This window comes from Allobosea sp. MMO-172 (assembly GCF_037147855.1).
GTDB lineage: Bacteria > Pseudomonadota > Alphaproteobacteria > Rhizobiales > Beijerinckiaceae > Allobosea.
The window spans coordinates 1-17,063 of the sequence record NZ_JBBCUM010000026.1 but is presented as its reverse complement, the minus strand read 5'-3'; the positions used below and the strand labels follow the sequence as shown (position 1 = coordinate 17,063).

18 protein-coding genes are annotated in these 17,063 nt (G+C 62.2%); 12 read left to right on the top strand and 6 right to left on the bottom strand.

Annotated features, from left to right (window positions below; translation table 11 throughout):
• A complete protein-coding gene (locus tag WFK61_RS24870; RefSeq protein WP_336814738.1) occupies positions 1-2,757 on the bottom strand; it encodes a heavy metal translocating P-type ATPase in 2,757 nt (918 codons plus the stop codon).
• Between the two features lie 203 nt (positions 2,758-2,960).
• On the opposite strand from WFK61_RS24870, the gene WFK61_RS24865 reads away from it, so the two are divergent.
• The 8 genes from WFK61_RS24865 to WFK61_RS24830 all read left to right on the top strand — a co-directional run bounded on the left by WFK61_RS24865 (position 2,961) and on the right by WFK61_RS24830 (position 9,115).
• A complete protein-coding gene (locus WFK61_RS24865) occupies positions 2,961-4,322 on the top strand; it encodes an Nramp family divalent metal transporter (protein WP_442896373.1) in 1,362 nt (453 codons plus the stop codon).
• A gap of 633 nt (positions 4,323-4,955) precedes the next feature.
• Complete coding sequence (locus tag WFK61_RS24860; protein ID WP_336814736.1) at positions 4,956-5,576, top strand: SCO family protein; 621 nt, start codon at positions 4,956-4,958, stop codon at positions 5,574-5,576.
• 113 nt (positions 5,577-5,689) lie between these two features.
• A complete protein-coding gene (locus tag WFK61_RS24855) occupies positions 5,690-6,112 on the top strand; it encodes a TlpA disulfide reductase family protein (RefSeq protein WP_336814735.1) in 423 nt (140 codons plus the stop codon).
• A 127-nt stretch (positions 6,113-6,239) separates the two neighbouring features.
• Complete coding sequence (locus WFK61_RS24850) at positions 6,240-6,590, top strand: hypothetical protein (RefSeq protein WP_336814734.1); 351 nt, start codon at positions 6,240-6,242, stop codon at positions 6,588-6,590.
• Positions 6,591-6,724: 134 nt separating this feature from the next.
• Positions 6,725-7,282 carry a TlpA disulfide reductase family protein gene (locus WFK61_RS24845; protein WP_336814733.1) on the top strand — a complete coding sequence of 186 codons (558 nt, stop codon included), beginning with the start codon at positions 6,725-6,727 and terminating at the stop codon, positions 7,280-7,282.
• Positions 7,282-8,010, top strand: coding sequence for a cytochrome c biogenesis CcdA family protein (locus WFK61_RS24840; protein ID WP_336814732.1), 729 nt, complete (start codon positions 7,282-7,284; stop codon positions 8,008-8,010). Before WFK61_RS24845 ends, WFK61_RS24840 begins: the two co-directional genes overlap by 1 nt.
• Before the next feature lie 29 nt (positions 8,011-8,039).
• Positions 8,040-8,468, top strand: coding sequence for a disulfide bond formation protein B (locus tag WFK61_RS24835; protein WP_336814731.1), 429 nt, complete (start codon positions 8,040-8,042; stop codon positions 8,466-8,468).
• The gene (locus WFK61_RS24830; protein ID WP_336814730.1) at positions 8,465-9,115 is read left to right on the top strand and encodes a DsbA family protein; all 651 of its coding nucleotides are present in this window, start codon (positions 8,465-8,467) and stop codon (positions 9,113-9,115) included. The genes WFK61_RS24835 and WFK61_RS24830 overlap by 4 nt, the downstream gene beginning before the upstream one ends.
• Here the strand turns inward: WFK61_RS24830 and WFK61_RS24825 are convergent.
• The 5 genes from WFK61_RS24825 to WFK61_RS24805 form a co-directional block, all read right to left on the bottom strand.
• A complete protein-coding gene (locus WFK61_RS24825; RefSeq protein ID WP_336814729.1) occupies positions 9,076-9,240 on the bottom strand; it encodes a MerR family DNA-binding transcriptional regulator in 165 nt (54 codons plus the stop codon). The genes WFK61_RS24830 and WFK61_RS24825 overlap by 40 nt on opposite strands.
• A gap of 141 nt (positions 9,241-9,381) precedes the next feature.
• Positions 9,382-10,119 (bottom strand): DsbA family protein, encoded by a 738-nt coding sequence (locus WFK61_RS24820; protein WP_336814728.1) that lies wholly within the window; start codon positions 10,117-10,119, stop codon positions 9,382-9,384.
• 271 nt (positions 10,120-10,390) lie between these two features.
• Positions 10,391-11,263: an MBL fold metallo-hydrolase gene (locus WFK61_RS24815; protein WP_336814727.1), complete on the bottom strand. Its 873-nt coding sequence runs from the start codon at positions 11,261-11,263 to the stop codon at positions 10,391-10,393.
• Between the two features lie 37 nt (positions 11,264-11,300).
• A complete protein-coding gene (locus tag WFK61_RS24810; protein WP_055727081.1) occupies positions 11,301-11,936 on the bottom strand; it encodes a peroxiredoxin in 636 nt (211 codons plus the stop codon).
• Between the two features lie 102 nt (positions 11,937-12,038).
• Positions 12,039-12,194, bottom strand: coding sequence for a hypothetical protein (locus WFK61_RS24805; protein ID WP_336814726.1), 156 nt, complete (start codon positions 12,192-12,194; stop codon positions 12,039-12,041).
• A 112-nt stretch (positions 12,195-12,306) separates the two neighbouring features.
• On the opposite strand from WFK61_RS24805, the gene WFK61_RS24800 reads away from it, so the two are divergent.
• The 4 genes from WFK61_RS24800 to WFK61_RS24785 all read left to right on the top strand — a co-directional run.
• Positions 12,307-13,487, top strand: a protein-coding gene (locus WFK61_RS24800) for an IS3 family transposase (RefSeq protein ID WP_336814725.1) whose coding sequence is annotated in 2 segments (ribosomal slippage) — positions 12,307-12,571 and positions 12,571-13,487 — 1,182 coding nt in all. Because the reading frame shifts where the segments join, the coding sequence is not laid out codon by codon here.
• A gap of 390 nt (positions 13,488-13,877) precedes the next feature.
• Positions 13,878-15,563 carry a ParB N-terminal domain-containing protein gene (locus WFK61_RS24795; RefSeq protein ID WP_336814724.1) on the top strand — a complete coding sequence of 562 codons (1,686 nt, stop codon included), beginning with the start codon at positions 13,878-13,880 and terminating at the stop codon, positions 15,561-15,563.
• On the top strand, positions 15,469-16,788 hold the full coding sequence (locus WFK61_RS24790; RefSeq protein ID WP_442896372.1) for an efflux RND transporter periplasmic adaptor subunit: 1,320 nt from the start codon (positions 15,469-15,471) through the stop codon (positions 16,786-16,788). The genes WFK61_RS24795 and WFK61_RS24790 overlap by 95 nt, the downstream gene beginning before the upstream one ends.
• A partial coding sequence (locus WFK61_RS24785) for an efflux RND transporter permease subunit (protein ID WP_336814722.1) occupies positions 16,785-17,063 on the top strand: 279 nt, incomplete at its 3' end. The genes WFK61_RS24790 and WFK61_RS24785, both read left to right, overlap by 4 nt.

Genomic DNA, 17,063 nt, shown 5'->3' with positions numbered 1-17,063 from the left:
CTAAGACACTTGACTGGCGTTGAAGCGCAATAGCCGCAGAGCGTTTGCGGTTACGATGACGGTCGCTCCCGTGTCAGCAAGGATGGCGACCCACAAGCCAGTGTAGCCCAAGACGCTGGTCACGAGGAACACGCCCTTGAGCGCCAGCGCGATGGTGATGTTCGTCCGGATATTGCCCATCGTCGCCCGCGCCAGGCGGATCATGGCAGCGATATCCCGAACCCGGCTTTTGAGGACGGCTCCGTCGGCCGTCTCCAGAGCAACATCCGTGCCGGAGCCCATCGCCACTCCGACATTGGCTGCAGCGAGGGCGGGGGCGTCATTGATGCCGTCACCGACCATCATCACAGATGTCTCGCTCGCGAGCGATTTGATGGCGGTGACCTTATCGTCAGGCATCAGCTCGGCTTTGTGCTCCATGCCAAGTCCACCTGCGATGGCGGCGCCGGTTCGAGCGTTGTCGCCCGTCAACATAAGCGATCGAATTCCCATCGCCTTCAATTCGGCTACAGCCAGGGCAGCATCATCGCGAGGTTCATCACGCAATGCGATTAGCCCCACCAGTTTGTCGCCGGCGATTACGGCGGCGACGGTCTTTCCATCGGATTCAAGCCGTTCGACATTCGCCTTGGCCTCAGAGTCGAACGTCGCTCGGGAAATCGCATGCCGGGGCGCGCCAACAAAAACCGAAATGCCATCCAAGGAGCCAGTGACACCTTGCCCGGCGATAGCCGCAGCATTTTGCGCCGGTCGAACCGTGATGGCGTGAGACTTGGCGCGATCCAAGATTGCCTCAGCCAGAGGGTGGTTCGATCCGGTTTCAACGGATGCCGCGAGTTCGACGACGCGGCGTTCATCCTCTCCGAGTGCGATCACTTCAGTCACGCGCGGAGTACCAGCGGTCAACGTACCGGTCTTGTCGAAGGCGACGACGCCCGTCTTGGCGGCCGCTTCAATGACGACACCGCCCTTCATCAGCAGGCCCTGGCGGGCGCCGGCCGACAATGCGGCTGCAATGGAGGCGGGCACCGAGATGACGAGCGCGCAGGGGCAGCCGATCAGCAGCAGCGCCAACGCGCGGTAGATCCAGACCGACCATTCGCCGGCGTAGAGCAGCGGCGGCACCAGCGCGACCAGCAAGGCGAGGCCGACGATCGCCGGCATGTACCAGCGCGAGAAGCGGTCGATGAAGCGTTCGGTCGGCGCGCGGGCCTCCTGTGCCTCCTCGACCAGGCGGATAATGCGGGCGATGGTGTTGTCCTCGGCCGCTTTGTCGACGCGCACGCGCAGGGCCGCTTCGCGATTGACCGAGCCGGCATAGACGGGTTCCCCGACGCCCTTGGTCTTGGGCATCGACTCGCCAGTGACCGGACTCTCATCGATGCCGGAGGTGCCGTCGGTGATCTCGCCATCGGCCGGGATGCGGTCGCCGGGACGGACAAGCACGGTCTGGCCAATTCTGAGGCTCGTGGCGTCGACCTGGCGGGTCGAGCCGTTCTCCTCGATGATAGCCGTCTTCGGGACGAGATCGCCGAGCGCGCGGATCGAGGCGCGGGCCCGGTCGGCCGCGACGCCTTCGAGGACTTCGCCGACAGCGAAGAGGAAGACGACCAGCGCCGCTTCCTCGGCGGCGCCGATGAAGAGCGCGCCGATGGCGGCGATCGTCATCAACATTTCGATGGTGAAGGGGATGCCGGCGCGGGCCGCCGCGAACGCGCGTTTCGCCACCGGCGCGACGCCGACGACACAGGCCACGATAAAGGCCCAGTGGCCGATGCCCGGCCAGATCAGCCCGGCGGCGTAGGCGGCACCCAGGAACAGGCCCGTCGCGATGACGAGCCGGCCCTTACCGGTCTGGTACCAGCTCGCGCCGTCGGGTGTAGCCTCATGGACATGGCCGGGCAGGCCGTGTCCGTGGTCACTCACTGCAGACGTGGAGCCCGAGGCCTTGGCACTGTGTGAATGAGCGGCGTGCTTGTGGCCTGAATGATCGTGATTGTGGTCACCGTGATCGTGGTCACGATCATGCTTATGGCCAGCATGGTCATGGTTGTGCCCGTGGGCATGATCATGCGAGTGGCCATGGTCTTGGCCCGAACATGAAGTTTTGCCGTGATCATGCTGGGCATGATCGTGATCATGGTGATCGTGAGTGTGACCCGCGTGACCATGATCATGCCCGCAGCCACAACTGTCTTCTTTTACCGCCGGCGCCGGTGATGCCAGTGCTGCAAGCGCAGTAGTCGTGTAGCCGAGACCCTTCACGCGCTTCTCGATCGCGTCAGGGGCGGTTCGTCCGGCATCCAGTGCAAGGGTCAAAGTCTCGGATATCACCGAGACTTTGACATCACTGACGCCGGGGAGGCGCTCCACGGCGCCGCGGATCTTCGCTGCGCAGCTTGCGCAGTCCATACCCGCAACCTTCCAGGACAGGGTCTGCTTCGACGGTTCAGCTTTGTCGTGGTGGTGGTTGTGGTCGTGGGTTTGGCCGACGTCGTCATTCGCGTGGCGCTTGCTCTCGACCATAGCTATTGCGCCAAAGCCTAGGCTTTTCACGCGCTGCTCGACCGCCTGGCGAGACGTACGCGTCTCGTCTAACTTCAGCTTCATCGTTTCCGACATCAGCGAGAGCCTGAAATCGGACACGCCTGGCATTTTTTCGACGGCACCGCGCACCTTGGCCACGCAGCTGGCGCAATCCATCCCGCTGATCTTCCAGCTCAAAGGCTGAAGCTTGCTGTCCTTGCTGGCCGCCATAGGGATGACTCCTGGTGCCCGAATTTCGGAAGCTGCCTCTCTACAACCTCTAGCGACTTCAGGTTCAAGCGAAAAATTTCAGACTCTGGTTGCGGGCGCAATCGCCCGCCGATGGAGTCTCGTCGGGCGTCGGATGGCTCGAACAGTCAACGGGTATCCCCGGGCCTTGACAGGCTTCAGCAAGTTCTCTTATTGCAAATGAAATGCATTTACAGAAAGACCTTCCGATGAAGGGCCGCGAGATCGCTGAAACCGGCTGGCGCAGGCAGCGCGGAGAGCCGTCCATGCTCGAAGTGTTTCGGAGCATCACAGTAAATCCTGGTGCGACGCCCTGGCGCAGATTCCTTGCCTTCGTAGGCCCCGGCTATCTCGTTGCAGTGGGCTATATGGACCCCGGCAATTGGGCGACTTCACTCGCTGGGGGAGCGCAGTTCGGCTACGCGCTGCTGGTCGTCGCTCTCATTTCCAACATCATGGCGATTATTCTGCAGGCCCTTTGCGCCCGCTTAGCCATCGCGACCGGCCGGGATCTCGCGCAAGCGTGCAGGGACGCGTTCCCAAAAGCGGTCTCATGGCCGCTATGGGCCTTCGCGGAGCTGGCCATCTGCGCAACCGACCTCGCTGAAGTCATCGGGACGGCAATCGCGCTGAATTTGCTGTTCGGCATGCCCATGGAGATCGGCGTCTTAGTCACCGCTCTCGACGTGATCGTTATCCTTTGGCTGCAGAATATGGGCTTCCGTTGGGTCGAAGCCTTTATCATCACGCTACTTGGCGTAATTGCGCTCTGTTTCGGCATCCAGATTGCTCTGGCGGATCCGAACTGGGGTGAGGTCATTCGAGGTTTTGCTCCGACGACCGAGATCGTCCGCAATCCCCAGATGCTCTACCTGGCCTTGGGAATCATCGGTGCCACAGTGATGCCGCATAATCTCTACTTGCACTCCGGCATCGTGCAGACGCGGGCATACGGGAGTACGATCCCTGAGAAACGAGACGCGCTAAAGTGGGCAACCCTCGACTCAACGATTGCGCTGATGTTTGCGCTCATCGTCAATGCGTCCATCCTCGTTCTGGCTGCTGCAAGCTTTCATAAGACTGGGCAGACCGAGGTCGCGGAGCTCGGCAGAGCGCACGAGTTGCTCGCGCCGCTCCTCGGAGCTTCAATCGCACCGACCCTTTTCGCGATTGCCCTTCTCTGCTGTGGGCTCAACTCGACGGTCACCGCGACGATGGCGGGCCAGATCGTCATGGAAGGCTTCCTCGATATCAAGCTCCCCTCGTGGCTGCGACGGTTGGCGACCCGGCTCGTGGCCATCGTTCCCGCTCTCCTCGTCACCTGGATCTATGGTGCTGGAGAGACGGCGAAGCTTCTGATCTTAAGTCAGGTCGTCCTGGGTCTGCAGCTTCCTTTCGCGATCGTTCCACTCGTCATGTTCACTGCGTCGCGGACAAAAATGGGCGAGCTCGTCGCCCCACGCTGGCTGACGGTGACCGCTGCGGTGGTGGCTGCCATCATCATCGTCCTCAATATCAAACTGCTGGTCGACCTTGCGGTTGGGTGAACATCTCGTCGCATTGCCTGACCGCAGTGGCCGGCTTAACAGGGCATCGTGAGAAGCATTTCGAGCGCATACTGTTGGCAGTGCCTATGGGCAGTTGCGCTCGCTTGCGCGCTGGTGCTGACGTGCTTGATGCAGCCCGTTCAGGCCAGCTACGCACTCGAATTGACTGCCGCGAAGCCTGCCAAAGACCTGTCGACCGATTCTGGTTCGCAGGCGCCCGCCCGCGTTTCGGACCACCACCAATCTTTGCAGAATGGGAATTCAGACCGGTACGCGCCAGGCGATAGGGCTTTGCTGCCCACCAACAAGCTGGCTGCTGCCGACGAAAACAGCTTGCCTCGGTTCGTTCACCTACCTGCGCCCGCCGTTGACGCTACGGTTGTAGTGCCAGTCCGGGCACTTCTTCGACAAGGATCAAGAGCACCACCAGCCCTCATACCGTGAGTTAAACCGGCCTAGCCGGCCCCTTCGCTATGAGGAGACGACCTTGATGATTTTGCCCCCCGCAAGCGGCCTTCCGAAGTCCGGCTTGGGCGCTAATTCCCCAACTCTTGCCATCGGTCACAGTGGGGATCGACGAGCGGCAGCGCATGCCTTTCGTCGCTATCAGCGCCACAATCAAATGTTTCAGCCATGCCATTTCTGAAGTGGATACGGTACGGAGCGTGGGCTGCCGTTATCCTGATTAGCTTCACCTGCGCGGCGATTTTTCTGGGCTGGTGGCGGGTTGACGGATCCAGGGTTACCGCGGAGAGCCAATCCAACATCTCCGCGCCCGTGGACATCGGAGGACCATTTTCGCTGACCGATCACCGAGGGAAGTCTGTCACCAACAAGGACTTTGTCGGCAAACCGATGGCCGTCTTTTTCGGCTTCACGCATTGCCCGGAAGTCTGCCCGACCACGTTGGTTCAGTTGGGAAACCTAACGAAGCAGATCGGACAGGCGGCGGACAAGCTCCAGATCCTGTTCATCACAGTGGATCCTGAACGCGACACGCCAGAGCAGATGGCGCTCTATCTGGAGTCCTTCGACCCGCGGGTCGTCGGCTTGAGCGGGACCCGTGAGCAGGTGGAAGCTGCTCTGAAAGCGTACAAGGCTTATGCCAAGAAGGTCCCGACCGACGGCAGCTACACCATGGATCACACCGCGTCTGTGTATCTTATGAATGCGGACGGCAGCTTCCGAACGATGATCGACTACCACGAGGAAGATAGCTCGGCGCTCGCCAAAATTCGCATGGTGTTGAGGTGATCAGCAGGCGCCGATGGCTCGGCGCTTCCGTCGTCATATTAGGCATCGCGGCCCCGGCAGCATATCTCGGGCTGGCTCGGCGATTTGGGGGACAGGCAGAATTCCGCCCGGCAGTGACCTTTGAGGACGTCAACGGCCAGCCGCGATCGCTGGCCGATTTCCGGGGCAAGTACGTGCTCCTGAATGTCTGGGCGACCTGGTGCCCACCATGCGTGAAAGAGATGCCTTCGCTCGATAGGCTTCAGGCTTTGAAAGGCGACACTCGCTTTGAGGTTGTCGCCCTTTCAGTCGACCGGAAAGGTCCGCAGCTCGTCAAAGACTTTTACCTGCGCGCGAATATTCGATCGCTTGGAATCTACCTCGATCGCGAGGCCCGGAGCATGTCTGCCCTCCGGGTCACGGGACTTCCGATGACGCTATTGCTCGATCCAAGCGGCGTTGAGGTCGCGCGGTGGGCTGGAATGCGGGAATGGGATAAGCGTGAGATGATGCGGGAGATCGACGAGCGGATCACCGAAAGGTCGACTGGTCGATGATCGCCTCCGGACGACACCTTCAAGAAAGCGCGAGCCTCGGCCTCCCAAATTGCCTCGGATGCTCAACTCGCGATAATTCGGAACCATGATGGCAACCAGATCAGCTCGAACGATCGGACGCAGCCTCTTGGCTGTCGTGGGCGGTCTCGTGCTGCTGCTTCAGCTGCTGGTTAGTGCGTCGGCGACGAGCAACCATCTCGCCATCAAATTCGTTCAACGCGACACCCCGCTGTCAGAAATTTGCGGGACAACGCCGACCACCAAGGGTGATCGCGCCGCGCATATCGAAGGCCTGAACAGTTGCTGTTTCTGGGCGAAACCCATCGCCTTGGCGTCCTTGGTCCCGCCTGCGGCTGCAGTCTTGGTTTCGGATCGTCCCGGGCCGGCCAAGGTGGTTTTTGCGCTGCCTTTCGCTCCGGTCGTTTTGCCACCCTCGACAGCACCGCCGCGCGCGACCGGCCCTCCATCCCAAGGTTGATCAAGCGGGTCTCGCGAGAGGCTTTGCTAGGACCGCGTTCAGCGGATCCGAAGCCGTAGCTGAACCTCACGCGCACAGACAGCGCCGTGGTTTGGGGCAGCTCATGATCCCGATCAGCCCAGGAGCGCCGCGCAGTGCTCGGCAAAATTCTCAAGTCCCGGTTCGCTATCCTCACGGCTGTCGCAACTGCGGCAGTCGCGATTTTGGCTGCGTCACTCTTAGTCGTTGAGAAGGCTCCACGAGCGGGAACCACTGGGGCACTCGGATTCTATCGACTCGGTGGCGAATTTACCGACCTGAAAAGCTTTCAGGGTCGGCCGGTTCTCTTGAGCATCTGGGCCACGTGGTGCTTGTCATGCCGCGAGGAGCTTCCGGCTCTCGCGCGTCTAAATCGCGAGTGGAAAGAGCCTAGCCTTCGCGTCGTCGCACTGTCTGTCGATCGTGATGGCGCTGAAGTCGTAGAACCTTTGCTCCGCAATCTGGGCATCGTGGACTTGCCGGTCTTTCTCGATCCCGCCGGCCGGGCCGTGAAAGAATTTTCGGTTTCCGGGCTGCCGACGTCCCTCCTTCTCGATCGCAATGGTCGCGAGCTCGGCCGCTGGTTCGGCCCCAGATCTTGGGATGCGACGGCAACGAGGCAGGAGATCATTGGGTTGATCGCAAAGGGCGGAAACGAAGGACAGAAGCCCTGATGGAAATCGCAAACATCAGCATTCTAGCCGCTCTCGCCGCCGGCGCGGTCTCGTTTCTGTCCCCCTGCGTGCTGCCGTTGGTCCCTGGCTACCTGTCGTATGTCGCGGGAAGTTTGTCGGCCGACTCCGACAGCCCGAGAGCGCGGATACGTGCCCTTGCGATGAGCTTCTGGTTCGTGCTCGGTTTTTCGACGGTTTTCGTCATCCTAGGCGCGGGAGCCTCTGCGTTAAGCCGGCTTCTGCTCTCCTATCGCTACGAGGCCGGCCTCGTCGGCGGCGCGATCATCGTCGTCTTTGGCATTTTCAGCACTGGCGTTGTGCGCATCCCCTGGATGGAGCGGGAATTCCGACTGAGTCCGCAAGTATCAGGCGGGCGGCCGCAAAGCGCTTACGTTCTCGGGCTCGCGTTCGGTTTCGGCTGGACGCCCTGCATCGGGCCGATTCTCGGCGCAATCCTCACCGTGAGTGCGACCTCTACGACGCCCGCGGCGGGCGTGGCTCTCTTGGCGATCTATTCGCTCGGCCTGGCCATCCCCTTTCTCCTCACCGCACTGCTAGCCGGCGGCATCACTGCGCGTCTGCGGAGGCTGCGCAGCTTCGGTCGAGGTCTCCAGATTTTCACGGGCCTAACGATGGTCGCCATGGGGCTCGCCATGATGACGGGGCGCCTCTCAACCATGGCGTTCTGGCTGCTCGAAACCTTCCCAATCCTCGCACTTATCGGTTGAAAGGCCTCCATTTGATGACAAATCCCAGCATGTTACCCGACCAGGAAGGGCGGTGGTCGTTCCTGTATCTGGCATGGCTCGTTGCGCTGGTCGCGAGCTTAAGCGCGCTCTTCATCGGCGAGGTAATGGGACAGGCTCCCTGCAGCCTTTGTTGGCAACAGCGGGCATTCATGTTCCCGCTCGCCATCCTACTCGCTATCGCCAGCTTTCGTGCGGACACGACGGTGTGGCGATATGCATTGCCGCTGGCCGCTCTCGGTGCGGCGATCGCTCTGTTTCACAGCCTGCTCTACGCTGGCCTGATCCCAGAAGGCATCCAGCCCTGCTCGCAAGGCCCGTCCTGCGCGAGCGCAGAGATGACCGTACTCGGAGTTCTGCCGCTCCCATACCTCTCGCTGGCAGCATTTTTGGCAATCGTGCTCGCCCTGCTTGCTTCAAAGTCGAAGGCACACTCATGAACCGTCGCGGCCTTGTCATTGCAACTGGCGCGCTGGCGCTCTCGTTCTTCGTGGGCGGGAGTGTGGCTTACAACGCTCAACAAGCGCGGAGAGCGCGCGAGATTGCCGCGGCACGTGCCGAGGCATTGGTGCGGAGCCATTCCCCAGTCCTTGGTCCGCCGAACGCGCCCGTCACAATCGTGGAATTCTTCGATCCATCGTGTGAGGCGTGTCGAGCCTTCTATCCGCCCTTGAAGCAGATCATGGGTTTGTTCCCCAACGATGTTCGCCTCGTTATGCGCTACGCGGCATTTCACGACGGCTCCGACGCCGCCGTAAAAATCCTCGAAGCGGCTCGCCTTCAGGACAAGTTCGTGCCCGTCCTCGAGGCGCTCTTGGAGTTTCAGCCGGAGTGGGCCGATCACACTGGCCCCGTGTTGGAGAAGGCTTGGGCGCGCGCGAAAGATGCGGGCTTGGATATCGAGCAGGCGAAGCGGGACTGGACACGCGCTGAAATCCAGGCTGCCCTGGATAGCGACACCCGCGACAGCAAATCTCTGGAGGTGACACGCACTCCGACGTTCTTTGTGAACGGCCAACCGTTGACCGACTTCGGTCCACAGCAGCTCTATGACATGGTTCGTCGGGAGGTGCAGAAAACGAAGTAGCGCGGCTGCGTTCGATACCGTGGCTGGATCACCTTAGGGCACCAGCCACGGCTAGGCTTCGGAAGTAGATTGATCCGTTCGTAATATCGTATCGTCTCAACCTTGACCCCAGTGTGTTCGGCCATCACTCCAATCGGCAGCGACCAGCGGGGCAGCTTTCTCTCCCGCCTCTCTGTTCCCAAATCAACAGCGCCGATCAGTATTGGACACCAGAGCGCGATAGTGAGGAGGCATGGCGCCGCCGGCAGGTGCTAGTGTTGAACGTCCTATTTCCGTGTAGCCCGAATGGCCTCTTCCAACGGCATTTGACCAACGGCACCGACCAAGAGCTGATCGCCGACCACGAATGATGGGGTACCAGTCACACCCAATCGCTGCGCGAGATCGAGATTCATAGAGATCAGCGCCTCAATCTCCTTGCTCGCCGCAACCGATTTCAGGCGCTGGGTGTCGATCCCAAGCTCGCCAGCCACTTCAATAGCCCTCGAACCATCGATCCGGCCGCGAAAATCGATGAGGCGCTTGTGAAACTCGACAGCTCTGGCCTCGCCAGCCACTTCTTTCACGGCTAGGCCGACCTTCGCCGCTTCAACCGAGCCCGGGCCCAAAATGGGCAGGTCCTTCAACACGACCCTCAGCTTCGGATCGCCTGCGAGGAGAGCAGTGACATCGGGAGCGGCGCGCTTGCAGTAGCCGCAGTTGAAGTCGAAGAACTCGACCAGCGAGACGTCGCCATTGGGGTTCCCCATGACGATGTCGCCTTTTGATTCCAGCAGCGCGGCTCGCTCAGCGATGAGTGCCGCGGACTTTGCCTCGGCCTCCGCTTTTTGAGCGCGAAGCCGAACTTGGGTCAGGGCTTCCTCGATAATCTGCGGATTTTCGAGGATATATTCGCGGATGACCGTCTGGATCTGAGACCTGTCGATTTGCTCGGCGTGACTGGTCGAGGCCCACGCAATCGTTCCGAACAGCAGGCCAGCGAGACCCCCAAGCTTTCGTCCCACGAGCTTTGATCGAACTCTGGTCCGGGAAGGAGCGCGTTGCATCACTATCATTCTGTTCCTCATTTCGTGTGGCTCATCCCTGCGTCGAACCTGCCGCTGAGCGTTGGTCGTTCACAGCCTGTGGATGCGCGTGCCAGATCTGGTCGGGGTTGCTTGGTCTGGCTGATCACGCTCCGGTCCGAGCGGCTGCAGGCCGAGCTTTGAGCTCTCTGCATAATTCGACTGGCGATAAGCAATGCCTGTAAAGGTACCCTACCTCGCGCCCGAGCTTTTACATGGCGTTACGAGGTACATTCAGCGGAACGCTCAACATGATGCGCCCGTGCGCTGATAGAGCAGGTAGCGCCCCGGCTCGGATATTGAGGGGTAGCGAGAGCAACATCAGTGCGGGCATATCGAGGCTGGCATCGCGCTTCTCGCGAAGGATAACGAACGCGCTTTCATCGGTGCCATTGCCGATATGAATGTTGGCGCTACGCTGCGCTCCGACCGTGCTGTGCCAAGCAGGGGCACGCCGCCCGGCCGCTCCATAGTCGTGGCACGCGAACAGGTCGACGTCGTCTGCTCTATCGAGGATACGCTTGATCGATTGAAAGAGCGCGCTGGCGCTGCCGCGATGGAAATCACATCGCGCGGTACCGGAATCCGGCATGAACAGCGTGTCGCCCGTGAAAACGGCGTCGCCGATGACGAAGCTGAGATGATCAATGGTGTGACCAGGCGTGGCGAGCGCCTCGACCGTGAAGTCGCCGAGCGGGAGATGTTCGCCGTCGGCCAAGAGTTTGTCGAACGGGTCGAGTTGGATGTGGCGGGGCTCCAAGCCGTAGACATCCGTGATTGCGGTGGCGACTTCACCAACCCGATCACCGATCGCGATTGCCCCGCCCAAAAGCCGTTTGAGCTCGGAGGCCCCAGAGATGTGGTCGTGATGGATGTGGGTGTCGAGGATCCAGCCGAGCCTCAATCCTCGCTCTCGCACGAAGTTCGCAATCATCTCGATTGGCTTACAACTGGTGTGCCCCGACGCGGGATCGAGGTCGAATACCGGATCGATGACCGCGCAGGCTTTGGATCGAGCGCACCACACGACATGGCTCGCCGTTCCACTGCGCTTGTCGTAAAACGTCTTTACGTCGGGTTTCATAGACCTTCTCCGGCGTCATGGGGTCGTGGCTTTCGCCTCAACCCTTGGGCTGCGGCACCACGCGCAGATAGGGCTTGAGCTCCTTCCAGCCGGCCGGAAATTTCTCCCTGGCGGCCTCGTTCGACAACGATGGGACAATGATCACGTCGCCGCCTTGCTGCCAGTTCGACGGGGTGGCCACGCTATGCTTCGCTGTGAGCTGAAGTGAATCGATCGTGCGCAGAATCTCATCGAAGTTGCGTCCGGTGCTCGCCGGATAGGTCAACGAGAGCTTCAGCTTCTTGTCGGGGCCGATGACGAAGACCGAGCGTACGGTCATCGTGTCGCTGGCATTGGGATGGATCATCCCGTACAGGCTGGCGACCTTCCGATCGGAATCGGCGATGAGCGGGAAGTTGACCCGCTGGCCCTGCGTTTCCTCGATATCGTTTTCCCAGTCGCCGTGAGCGGCGAGCTCATCCACGCTGAGCCCGATCACCTTGACGCTGCGCCGGTCGAATTCCGGCTTCAGGCGCGCAACATCGCCGAGCTCTGTGGTGCAGACGGGGGTGAAGTTCTTCGGATGGGAGAACAACACCGCCCAAGAGCCCTCAATCCAATCATGAAAGCTGATTGCTCCTTTTGTCGTTTCTGCGGTGAAGTCCGGAACGACGTCGCCGAGCTGCAGTGTCATGATCTTTTCCCTTCCTGTCGGGTTGGTGATGATGGGCTGACCGTGGTCAGCCTCGGGGTAGATTCCAGCAGGGGCAATCGGACACGCCTCTGCTGGGAAACGTTACTCCGGGCGGATCAGGCGCGACGAATTCGCCAGGATGCTGATTTCAGGGATCGCCTGGGCCGAGTCCGCCAGGATCGGCGGAATAATCCCGAAGCTCGCAGGGGAAACACCCGCCAGGTTGTGGAGCGCGGTGAAGGCGATCTTCATCGTCACCACGGCCCTTGTTCACCGCGCGATCCGGATGCAACCGGCCCCCAGACCCTGATCCACCCCCGTTGAATTGGTCCACCCTGAAGTATGTCTTTTGGCAGACAGGAGGACCGAGATGCCGAAGAAACGCCACAAGCCGGAAGAGATCGTCGCGAAGCTGCGCCAGGTCGATGTGCTGGTCTCGCAGGGGCAATCCGTTGCCGATGCGATCCGCTCGATCGGCGTGACGGAGGTCAGTTACTACCGCTGGCGTCGTGAGTTCGGCGGCCTGAAGTCAGATCAGGTGAAGCGGATGAAAGAGCTTGAGGCCGAGAACGCCCGGCTCCGCCGCGCCGTCGCGGATCTGACGCTCGACAAGCTGATCCTGAAGGAGGCGGCTTCGGGAAACTGGTAAGCCCCGCGCGTCGCCGTGCCTGCATCGACCATGTCCGGCTCGCTCTGAAGGTTTCGGAGCGACGGATCTGCCGTGTACTCGGGCAGCACCGCTCGACCCAGCGCCGGATTCCGCGCGGTCGCGACGATGAGGAGCAACTCATCGCCGACATCGTCGAACTGGTCCGCCGATACGGCCGCTACGGCTATCGCAAGATCGCCGCCCTGCTGCGCTCGACGGCAGGCTGGGTCGTCAACGACAAGCGGGTCGAGCGGATCTGGCGACGCGAGGGGCTGAAGGTTCCAGCCCGACAACCCAAACGAGGTCGGCTCTGGCTCGCGGACGGATCCTGCATCCGCCTTCGCGCCGAGCGGCCCAACCATGTCTGGTCCTACGACTTTGTCGAGGACCGCACCCATGATGGGAGAAAGTATCGCATGCTCAACATCATCGACGAGTTCACCCACGAATGCCTGGCGATCCGGATCGACCGAAGGTTGAAGGCGATCGATGTCATCGACGTGCTCTCGGACCTGTTTATCCTGCGCGGTGTGCCGGAACATGTTCGCTCAGATAATGGGCCGGAGTTCGTCGCGAAGGCTGTGCAGGAATGGATCGGCGCGGTTGGCGCCAAGACCGCCTACATCGCACCCGGCAGCCCTTGGGAGAACGGCTTCATCGAGTCGTTCAATGCCAGGATGCGCGACGAACTCCTCGACGGCGAGATCTTCTACACCCTCGCCGAGGCGAAGATCGTCGTAGAAAGCTGGCGGCGGCACTTCAACACCGTCCGCCCGCATGGCTCGCTCGGATACAAGCCTCCCGCGCCGGAGGTCTTCGTGCCCGCCATGACCGCGCGGGCGACTGCGCAACCCGGACCAGCTACGCCGCCCGCGCTGGCCGCGAGGCCAACTCTCCACTAACAATCGCTTTGGACCAGTCGGCGGGGGCGGATCAGTCGACCGATCCGAACGCCGCCTTGACCGCTTCGAGATCATAGGTCGGGCGACGCTTCTCCATGGCTCTATATGCCACCATTAAGGGGGCAATTCAAGAAGGGAGAGGAAGGAGAAAGAATGGGTTTGCTAGCGAAGTGGCAGGACCGGCAACGCTGACGCTCAAGCGCCGCGGTCGCGATCCCTGCCCGTCATCCTCGCAGGGCTGTCAGCCCCGCTCGGCCATCCGGTCCGGGATGCTCCGCGGCGGTTGTGCCGGTTCCGCCGCTCCGCGGGCCGGGAGGTGTCTTCGGCAAGAAGACGGAAAAGGACGGGGGATTGGCCCCTGCGTCCGGCAACCTCTGACGGAGCATCACCATGCATCTCACCAAAGTCGATCCGCGCGCGCTGAAGGACAATCCCGGTCGCTCGCGCCAGACGAAGTCCTCACCCCAGGCCGACGCGTTGCTGCTGGCGACGATCAAGGCGGTCGGCGTCGTGCAGCCGCCCGTCATCGCCCCCGAAACGGGCGGCGGCAACGGCTTCATCATCGACTCCGGCCACCGGCGTGTGAAACAGGCCATCGCCGCGGGCCTCGAAGAGATCGATGTCATCGTCGTCGAACCTTCCAATGACAACGGCGCCATGCGCTCGATGGTCGAGAACCTCGCCAGGGAGGCCCTCAATCCGGTTGATCTCTGGCGCTCGATCGAACGGCTGATTGCCCTCGGCTGGACAGAGGAAGCGATCGCCGTCGCACTCGCTCTGCCGGTGCGCCAGGTCAAGAAGCTGCGCCTGCTCGCCAACGTTCTGCCCGCGATGCTCGATCAGATGGCCAAGGGCGACATGCCTGACGAGCGCCAGCTCCGGACGATCGCCGCGGCCGCACTTGATGAGCAGAAGGAGGTCTGGAGGAAGCACAAGCCGTCCAAGGGCGATCCGCAGGTGTCGTGGTGGAGCGTCGCCCAGGCGCTGCAGAAGAAGCGGATGTACGCGCGCGATGCCAGCTTCGGCGATGATCTCGCCCAGGCCTACAGCATCGAATGGGCTGAGGACCTGTTCGCGCCCGGCGACCAGGACAATCGCTATACCATCAATGTCGAGGCCTTCCTCGGCGCCCAGCAAGAATGGATGACCAACAACCTCCCGAAGAAGGGGATCGTCACCGAGGTCAACAGCTGGGGCCAGGCCGAATTGCCCAAGAAGGCCGAGCGTGTTCACGGCATGCCCGGCAAGGGCGACTGCACGGCGATGTACCTAGATCGCGAAGGCCGGGTTCAGACCGTGCATTACCGCATGCCTGACCCGAAAATGCCGAAGGGGAATTCGACCGATGGCTCCGATGGCGCGGACGACGGTGATGTCGGGTCCGTCGCCAAGCCTCGTCCCGACGTCACCCGCAGGGGCATCGAGATCATCGGCGACTATCGCACCGATGCGCTGCATGAGGCGCTCGGCCGGGCTCCGATCGAGGATGACACTCTGATGGCGTTGCTGATCCTCGCCTTCACTGGCCAGAACGTCTCGGTCACGACGGGTGCCGGTGGTGTCTACTACGGCCACAGCCGGCTGGCGCGGCACGCGGTGTCGCTGTTCGATGCTGAGGGTCTTCTCGCCTTCGACATGGACACGCTGCGCATTGCAGCGCGCTCCATGCTGATCGAGGTGCTCTCTTGCCGGGAGAACGCGACCAAGAGCGGCATCGTCGCCCGCGTCGCCGGCGAGACGATCGGCGCGCACGCGTTCCTTCCCAACATGGGCACGGACGATTTCCTGTCGTGCCTGTCGCGTCCGGCGCTGGAGGCGTCCTGCAAGGACACTCCGGTGCTGCCCCGCCAGCGCGTGCGGGACACCCGCGCGGCGCTCGTCGAGCACTACAAGGAGGGGCATTTCGTCCATTCCGCGGCGCGCTTCGCGCCGGAAGCGGCCGAGCTCTCCAAGTGGCTTTCGTCCAACACCGTTGCCGCCAATGATGATGAAGAGGGCGGGGAGGCCGCCGACGAGGCGATCGGCGAGGATCCGGTCGATCAGGAGTCCGGCGAATTCCTCGACGCGGCCGAGTAGCGGCGCCTCCCATCCTCTTCCGAACCACTCCCCGCCGCCGGCCATGCCGGCGGCGGTCTCGTTTTCAGTCCACGCTCACGAGGTGAAGCCGGAAGGCGTGAAGCAGATGGTGCAGGCCGACAAGGGCCGCATCCTCTATTATCGCAATCCCATGGGCCTGCCCGACACGTCGCCGGTGCCGAAAAAAGACTCGATGGGGATGGATTATCTCCCCGTCTACGAAGGCGAGGGAAACGAAGACGGGGTCATCAAGCTCTCGCCCGGGCGCATCCAGCGCAGCGGTGTCCGTTCCGAACCCGTCCGCCGTCAGAGCATCGCCCAAACCATTCACGTTCCGGGCGTGGTGCAGCTCGACGAGCGGCGGGTCTCCGTCGTGACGATACGCGCTGACGCCTTTGTCCAGGAGGTCGCGCCGGTCACGACCGGCGACCACGTCGCGAAGGGAACCCGGCTCGCGCACATCTACTCGCCGGAGATCAGCACAGCGGGCGCGCAGTTCATCACCGAGCTCAACGCCGCCGCGCGCGGCGGACCTGAAGGCGGCGCGCGGCGGCGGCTGGAGAATCTCGGCGTTCCGCCCGAGATCATTGCCGAGATCGAGCGCACCAGAAAGGTACCGTTGACGATCAATTGGTCGGCGCCGCGTGACGGGATCGTGCTCGAACGCTCGGTCAGCGATGGGATGAGGATGGCCGCCGGCGGCAGTCTGTTTCGGCTAGCCGACATCTCGACGATCTGGGTTCTGGCCGATGTTCCGGAACGCGAGTTGGCCGCCGTCCGCATTGGCGCACCGGCCGCGGTGCGGCTGCGCGGTCGCCCGGGAAGTTCCTTCTTGGGGCGCGTCAGCTTGATCTACCCGGAGATCGCCGAGGCAACGCGCACCGCTAAGGTCCGCATCGAGCTTGCCAACCGCGACGGCATCCTGTTGCCGAACATGTATGCCGACGTCGATATCGGTTCCGGTGACGCAGCTCCGGAACTCTCCGTTCCCGACAGCGCCGTGATCGACAGCGGCTCGCGCCGGGTCGTCATTCTTGATCTGGGCGAGGGTCGGTTCGAGCCGCGCGAGGTCAAGCTCGGCCGTCGCGGCGACGGCATGGTCGCGATTACCGAAGGCGTCTCCGAAGGCGACCGCGTCGTCGTCTCCGCCAACTTCCTGATCGACGCCGAGAGCAATCTCAAGGCCGCCCTGAGCGGCTTCGCGCAGCCGGAGGCCAAGCCATGATCGCCCGCCTCATCGCCTGGTCGGCGCGCAACCTGATCCTCGTCTTCGTGGCCGCTGCCTTCGCCGTGGCGGCGGGTGTCTATGCGCTGAAGACCCTGCCGCTCGACGCCATCCCGGACCTCTCCGACGTCCAGGTCATCGTCTACACCGAATATCCCGGCCAAGCGCCGCAGGTGATCGAGGACCAGGTCACCTATCCGCTGACCACCTCGATGCTGACCGTGCCGAAGGCGCGCGTCGTGCGCGGCTTCTCCTTCTTCGGCGTCTCCTTCGTC

Coding starts and splice junctions, on each gene's coding strand:
- WFK61_RS24870 (WP_336814738.1), bottom strand. CDS start 2,757: ATGGCGGCCAGCAAGGACAGCAAGCTTCAGCCTTTGAGCTGGAAGATC.
- WFK61_RS24865 (WP_442896373.1), top strand. CDS start 2,961: ATGCATTTACAGAAAGACCTTCCGATGAAGGGCCGCGAGATCGCTGAA.
- WFK61_RS24860 (WP_336814736.1), top strand. CDS start 4,956: ATGCCATTTCTGAAGTGGATACGGTACGGAGCGTGGGCTGCCGTTATC.
- WFK61_RS24840 (WP_336814732.1), top strand. CDS start 7,282: ATGGAAATCGCAAACATCAGCATTCTAGCCGCTCTCGCCGCCGGCGCG.
- WFK61_RS24835 (WP_336814731.1), top strand. CDS start 8,040: ATGTTACCCGACCAGGAAGGGCGGTGGTCGTTCCTGTATCTGGCATGG.
- WFK61_RS24830 (WP_336814730.1), top strand. CDS start 8,465: ATGAACCGTCGCGGCCTTGTCATTGCAACTGGCGCGCTGGCGCTCTCG.
- WFK61_RS24825 (WP_336814729.1), bottom strand. CDS start 9,240: ATGGCCGAACACACTGGGGTCAAGGTTGAGACGATACGATATTACGAA.
- WFK61_RS24815 (WP_336814727.1), bottom strand. CDS start 11,263: ATGAAACCCGACGTAAAGACGTTTTACGACAAGCGCAGTGGAACGGCG.
- WFK61_RS24810 (WP_055727081.1), bottom strand. CDS start 11,936: ATGACACTGCAGCTCGGCGACGTCGTTCCGGACTTCACCGCAGAAACG.
- WFK61_RS24795 (WP_336814724.1), top strand. CDS start 13,878: ATGCATCTCACCAAAGTCGATCCGCGCGCGCTGAAGGACAATCCCGGT.
- WFK61_RS24790 (WP_442896372.1), top strand. CDS start 15,469: ATGATGATGAAGAGGGCGGGGAGGCCGCCGACGAGGCGATCGGCGAGG.